The 6418-nt window shown below is 68.7% G+C and carries 3 protein-coding genes and 3 pseudogenes; 4 read left to right on the forward strand and 2 right to left on the reverse strand.

The features are described from left to right. The first annotated feature begins 1 nt into the window (after position 1). Entirely contained in the window at positions 2–1144 is a 1143-nt protein-coding gene (locus ACIRFL_RS12270; protein ID WP_404026964.1) for an LLM class flavin-dependent oxidoreductase, read from the forward strand. A 351-nt stretch (positions 1145–1495) separates the two neighbouring features. Here the strand turns inward: ACIRFL_RS12270 and ACIRFL_RS12275 are convergent, their stop codons facing one another. Then, entirely contained in the window at positions 1496–2536 is a 1041-nt protein-coding gene (locus tag ACIRFL_RS12275) for an acyl-CoA dehydrogenase family protein (RefSeq protein WP_404026967.1), read from the reverse strand. A gap of 230 nt (positions 2537–2766) precedes the next feature. Between ACIRFL_RS12275 and ACIRFL_RS12280 the strand changes: the two are divergent. The 3 genes and pseudogenes from ACIRFL_RS12280 to ACIRFL_RS12290 all read left to right on the forward strand — a co-directional run. Next, positions 2767–3177, forward strand: a pseudogene (locus ACIRFL_RS12280) (chitinase); the annotation flags it as partial. A gap of 603 nt (positions 3178–3780) precedes the next feature. Beyond that, a complete protein-coding gene (gene ltrA, locus ACIRFL_RS12285; protein ID WP_404026969.1) occupies positions 3781–5208 on the forward strand; it encodes a group II intron reverse transcriptase/maturase in 1428 nt (475 codons plus the stop codon). Between the two features lie 128 nt (positions 5209–5336). Then, positions 5337–5636: pseudogene (locus tag ACIRFL_RS12290) on the forward strand (chitinase); the annotation flags it as partial. Between the two features lie 523 nt (positions 5637–6159). On the opposite strand, the pseudogene ACIRFL_RS12295 reads toward ACIRFL_RS12290, so the two are convergent. Further along, a pseudogene (locus ACIRFL_RS12295) lies at positions 6160–6270 on the reverse strand (aminoglycoside phosphotransferase); the annotation flags it as partial. Between the last annotated feature and the right edge of the window lie 148 nt (positions 6271–6418).

The following is a 6418-nucleotide window of genomic DNA, read 5'->3' on the forward strand; positions in this document are numbered from 1 at the left end:
AGTGCCCCTCACCTTCCACTGGTTCCTGCCCACCAACGGTGACAGCCGGCACGTCGTCGGCGGCGGCCACGGCACCCCGGCCACCGCATCCGGCCGGGACCGGCCGCCGACGGTCGCCTATCTGAGCCAGATCGCCCGCGCCGCCGAAGACCTCGGTTTCGTCGGTGCGCTCACCCCGACCGGAGCCTGGTGCGAGGACGCGTGGCTGACCACCGCGATGGTGAGCCGGCACACCGAGCGGCTGAAGTTCCTCGTGGCCTTCCGGCCGGGGTTCGTCTCGCCGACGCTCGCCGCGCAGATGGCGTCCACCTTCCAGCGGCAGTCCGGCGGACGGCTGCTGCTGAACGTCGTCACCGGCGGCGAGAGCCATGAGCAGCGGGGGTACGGCGACTTCCTGGACAAGGACGCACGCTACCGCCGTACCGACGAATTCCTGCGGATCGTCCGGGAGTTGTGGCAGGGCAAGACTGTCGACCTGCACGGTGAGCACCTGCGGGTCGAGGACGCCCGGCTGGCCCGGCTGCCCGATCCCGTGCCCGAGGTGTACTTCGGCGGGTCCTCGCCCGCAGCCGGCGAGGTCGCGGCCCGGCATGTCGACGTGTATCTGACCTGGGGCGAGCCGCCCGCACAGGTCGCCGAGAAGATCGACTGGATCCGGGGTCTCGCGGCCGCCGAGGGCCGCACGCTCCGCTTCGGCATCCGGCTGCACGTGATCACCCGGGACACCTCCGCGCAGGCCTGGGCCGAGGCGGACCGGCTGCTCGCCGGCTTCGATCCACAGACCGTGCGGTCCGTGCAGGCCGGTCTCGCCCGCAGCGAGTCCGAGGGCCAGCGGCGCATGCTCGCCCTGCACGGCGGCGACCGCGACGGACTGGAGATCCACCCCAATCTGTGGGCCGGGATCGGGCTGGTGCGGGGCGGGGCGGGCACGGCTCTGGTCGGCAGCCACGAGGAGGTCGCCGACCGGATCGAGGAGTACCACGCGCTGGGCATCGACGAGTTCGTGCTGTCCGGCTATCCGCACCTGGAGGAGGCGTACTGGTTCGGCGAGGGCGTCCTTCCCCGTCTGGCCGCGCGTGGCCTGTGGCGGCACCCCTCGCACCAACCCGCGGACCCGCCCGTCCAGGTGCCTTTCGCGAGCTGAACGCGCCGCTGGGGTTCGGTGGTCGGTCTGTGCGGGTCGCGTGTGGCTGGGCGCGCAGTTCCCCGCGCCCCTGGGTTGGCTGTGCCTGGCGTATGGCCACAGGAGCCGTTGGGACAGTGGGGGCGTGCGCCGCTGGGGTGCGGTGGGGGTGTCTGTGCGGGTGGGGTGTGGCTGGGCGCGCAGTTCCCCGGGCCCCTGGGTGGGTTGGGCTTGGCGCAAGACCACAGGAGTCCCGGGGACGGTCGGGGCGTGTGCGGGTGGGGTGGGCTGGGTGCGCAGTTCCTCGCGCCCCTGGGTTGGCTGTGCCTGGCGTATGGCCACAGGAGGCGTTGGGGCGGGGTGTGGGTGTGGTCAGGGTGTTGTTGTGGTGAGGGCGTCCAGGTGGGCTCGGCGGGATTCTACTGTCTGGCCCTGGACCAGAAGGAACAGGGCCTCGCGGGCGAGCCGTTGGGCGGGTGAGGCGAGCGACATCGCACGGCCGCCGCCGGCGACGACCGCCGCGGTGGTGGCCGTGCGCAGCAACTCGTACGCCTCGGCGCGCACCGCCAACCGGTCCTTCGGATCCCCGTGCGCGACGGGCCGGTCGGCGAGGGCGTAGGCCCGCCCGCGGACCTCGGACAGCCGGGCCCGCAGCGGCCCCGCGGTGCGCTCGTCCAGCAGGGCGAGCGCCGACTCCGCGAGGCCGAACACCGCCGGACTGGTGTTCAGCGTCTTCGGCCGGTCGGTCGCCGCCCACCGCGGGTACGGCATCCGCAGCGCCACCGACTCCTCCGGCAGCCACAGACCCGTCAGCTCAAGCGACACCGTGCGGGACGCGGTGAGCGCCGCAAGACGCATCGGCGGTGAGGCCCGCAGCCCCGCCTGCTCCCGCGCCTCGGCGAAGGCGAACAGCGCCTCGTCGGCGTCGGTCACCCCGGCCAGCAGCATGACGTCGTTGAGCCCCCACCCGGTGTACCAGGGGACCGTGCCCGTGAACCGCCAGCCGCCCCGCTCCCGTGTCACCCGTACCGGGGTGCGCGGATGGGCCCGCAGATGGGCGTAGGCCACCCCGGACAGCAGCTCACCGCGGGAGAGCGGGCCCAACAGCCGTTCACGGACCGGATGTTCGCTCCTCGCGAGGGTGAGCACCGGCGTGTGGTGCTGGGTCTGCACGAACCATGTCGAGCAGCACGCCCCGGCCAGGATCTCCGCGGTCCGCCGGACGACGGCCGCGGGTGCCGCCGAGCCGCCGTACGCCACCGGCGCGCCCACCCCGAGCAGGCCCGAGTCCTTGATCGCCTCGATATGACCCGCGGGCACGCCCTCCTGGTCGACGCGTTCCGCCGCGGGGATGAGCAACTCGTTAGCGATACGGCGGGCGCGGGCGACGAGCGGGTGCGCTGCGATGGTCATGCGGCGATTCTCCCGGCCCGGGGGAGCGAGGTGTCGATCCGGGGGTCTGCCGTTCGTGTAGGAGATGACGGCCCCCGACGCCGGGCGGGCGCGGAGCGGACGGGCACTCGTTCGCGCTTGACTGGTCTACACCCTTGACTGGTACAGACCAACGCGGTTGAGTGTGCCCCAACCCCCCACCACGGCCGTGCCCACCCGGTACGGCCGTGCTCCCGCAGAGGAGTTGACGCATGTTCAGGCGCCGTATCGCCGCGCTGCTGGCCTCACTCGCCCTCGGAGGCGCCGCGCTGGTGTTCCAGTCGGCCCCCACCGCCTCCGCCGCCGGATTCGTGGTCAGCGAGGCGCAGTTCAACCAGATGTTCCCGAGCCGGAACCCGTTCTACACCTACAGCGGGCTGACCGCCGCGCTCGGCGCCTACCCCGGCTTCGCCAACACCGGCAGCGACACCGTCAAGAAGCAGGAGGCCGCGGCCTTCCTCGCCAACGTCAACCACGAGACCGGCGGCCTCGTCCACATCGTGGAGCAGAACACCGCCAACTACCCCCACTACTGCGACTGGAACCAGCCCTACGGCTGCCCCGCCGGCCAGGCCGCCTACTACGGCCGCGGCCCCTTCCAGCTCAGCTGGAACTTCAACTACGCGCGCCACGAGGCGCTACATAACCGAGCTGGGGTGTAAGACCCCGGCCGTCGGGCGGTCGCAGCCGCCTGACTGAAGCTGAGGACAGCCTGAACCGGGGAACGCCGGGGAGGGCGGAGAGCAGTCCTGACAAAGCCCGGACGCGTCAGAACTACCAGATGGCGTGGGTCGGGCAAGCGAGGCCAGAAGGTGTAACGAGAGTGAACCGGTATCAGACGTCTCGTAAGAGTTCCAGCGGCTCCAATCTGGTGGATATGGGCCGCTTTGCAGTGCGTGCTGCCTTGATGGGCGACAACTCCGAAGCCGTTATGTGCTTGACGGTGTGGAGGCCGTGCCGAATGCCTGCGGCGTAAGCACGGCGATGCTGCCGGGATATAGCCGGACACCTAACTGGCCAATCGGTTACGTAGTGAACGTGGGAACCACCTGTGGCTCTCCATTCGCCTGGGCATCCAGCTCAGGGGGCGGAAAGGCCCGTTGTCGGCTGATGGTCACAGTGTGGGACGGAGGCCCCGTAGTAGTCCGAGCGCGCGAAAGGCGCGTACATGGCGAAGGGGGCCAGCAAGTCAGCAGTAAGGACACTGGAATGTCAGGAGGCCGACGGTGAATACCGACGCACTGGAGTGGGCCTTGATGAAGGCCGAGCGCCGGGTACTGGAGATCCAGGCCAAGCTGCACCAATGGGCAATAAAAGATTCTCATCGCAAGTTCGACGATCTGTACAACCTTGTTGCTGACCCTGCGTTCCTTCTGGTGTCGTGGGATCGGGTGCAAGGGAACAGGGGAGCCCGTACGGCAGGAGTGGACGGTAAGACGGTCCGCTTCATTGCGGACGGGCAAGGGGTCGAGGCTTTCCTCGACAAGTTGCAGTCGCAGTTGAAGGACTTCAGCTTCCGACCGGTTCCCGTACGCGAGCAGATGATCCCGAAGGCGAATGGCAAGAAGCGCCGACTGGGGATTCCGACCGTGGCGGACCGTGTGGCCCAAGCAGCCCTGAAGCTGGTGTTGGAGCCGATTTTCGAGGCGGATTTCCTCCCGTGTTCGTACGGGTTCCGCCCGAAGCGCCGAGCACACGATGCGATCGCTGAGACGCGCCTTCTGGCATCCAAGAGCTACGAGTGGGTGGTAGAGGGCGACATCAAGGCATGCTTTGACGAGATTTCACATACAGCCCTGATGGACCGCGTGCGGAACCGGATCAAGGACAAGCGCATCTTGGGCCTGGTGAAGGCGTTCCTGAAGTCCGGCATCCTCTCGCGGGATGGTCAGCTACGGGATACGAACACCGGCACTCCGCAAGGAGGCATTCTTTCACCGCTGTTGGCGAACATCGCCCTCTCTGTACTGGATGAGCACGTGGCCGGTATGGCTGGGGGCCCGAACTCGACCCAGAGTGAGCGCGCGAAACGCAAGTACCGAGGACTCGGAAACTACCGGCTCATCCGGTACGCGGACGATTTCCTGGTGCTCGTGTCAGGCACCCGCGAGAACGCGGAGGCCGTGCGCAACGAGGTCGCCTCGGTTCTCACTCCGATGGGGTTGACCCTGTCGGAGGAGAAGACGTTCATCACGCACATCGACGAAGGATTTGACTTCCTCGGGTGGCACGTCCAGCGCCATACCAAGCGGGGCACAGATAAGCGGTACGTCTACAACTACCCCTCCAAGAAGGCCCTTACGGCCGTCAAGGAGAAGGTGAAGAAGATCTGCCGCAAGAGTACGCACTTGTCCATGGCCGCCCTGCTCCACCAGCTCAATCCGGTGTTGCGGGGGTGGACCACCTACTTCCGCCCAGGAGTGTCCAAGACGACGTTCCAGTACCTCGGTCATTACACGTGGACGAGGGTTTTCATCTGGGCGCGACGCAAACACAAGGGGATGCGGCTCAGTGGGTTCCGCCGTACGTACTGCAACGGCGGATGGGTCCCCTTCTCGGAGAGAGGACGGCTGTTCCAGGCCGCAGAGGTCACCACGACTCGATACCGGTTCCGCGGATACAGCATTCCCACCCCTTGGACGGTCACAGCATGAGAATGGAGATTGCTCAGATGGGACTTGTGGAGAGCCCGGTGCTCGGAGACGGGCACGCCGGGTTCGGCGGGCGGTCCGGGGAAACTCACCAGCGGCAACGCTGGCACAGCGCCCCGGATCGACCCACCAAGGCCGCGGGCGACGCCCTCGGCATCGACCTGCTGAACAACCCCTGGCAGGTCGAGAACAACGCCTCCGTCGCCTGGAAGACCGGCCTGTGGTTCTGGAACACCCAGTCGGGACCCGGCACCATGACCCCGCACAACGCCATGGTCGGCGGCGCCGGCTTCGGCCAGACCATCCGCTCCATCAACGGCTCCCTCGAATGCGACGGCCGCAACCCCGCCCAGGTACAAAGCCGCGTCGACGCCTACCAGCGCTTCACCCAGATCCTCGGCGTCACACCCGGCGCCAACCTCTACTGCTGACACCGACCCCCGGGGCAGGCGTCCGGCCCGCCCCGGGGCATCCGCACCGACCGGCCCGACCCCGCCGCCGACGAGCCGCTGCGGGCCGGCGGTGAAAGACATCGCGTTCGTTGCCTTCCACGGCGGCGGGGCCGCAGCGGGCGGCGAGCAGCGCGGCGCCGTGCGGACGCGCCACGAGGAGATGCGCGCCGTCGCCCGGGCGCGCGGCACGAGTCCGGCCCCGGATCGCCGACCGCCTTACGGCCTCTCCCCGCGTCGACCACCGCCTTCGCCGGAACCACCTGCGTGACGGGGCCATCCCTCAGGCCGACCGTCGCCGAGGACAGGAGTTCGGCCGGCCACCATGGACACGCCGCCCTCCCCGCTTCGCACCGCCCGGTTCATCAGTAACCCCGGCGCTCTTCAGAGCCCCTCGCCCAAGTGCGAGAACCTCAAGCACCGAAGGGGGTTGAGCACCGAGTCGCGCGAGACCGGACGGATGGGAGCCGGGTGGACCTCCGAGGCTCGTCGCTCCGTGCCTGCTTCAGCCTTTCAGAACACGATCGAGCGCTGCCCGGCCTGCGGGTCCCCATGTCGGCTTGCCGCCAGGAAGGCCCCGGTCTCCGTTCTGGCCCATCAGCATGAGGAACAGGCTCGGGACCTGTCCCCGAGTGGTGGACACCTCTGAGCCCGGCCCCGGCAGGGGCCGGGCAGGAGGGATCTCTTATGGTGATGAAGGTCTACTCGCCCGAGTTCAAAGCGGATGCTGTCGCGCTGTACCTATCGGACCCGAGCCACACCTT

The sequence above is a fragment of the Streptomyces sp. NPDC102462 genome (genome assembly GCF_044765425.1).
GTDB lineage: Bacteria > Actinomycetota > Actinomycetes > Streptomycetales > Streptomycetaceae > Streptomyces.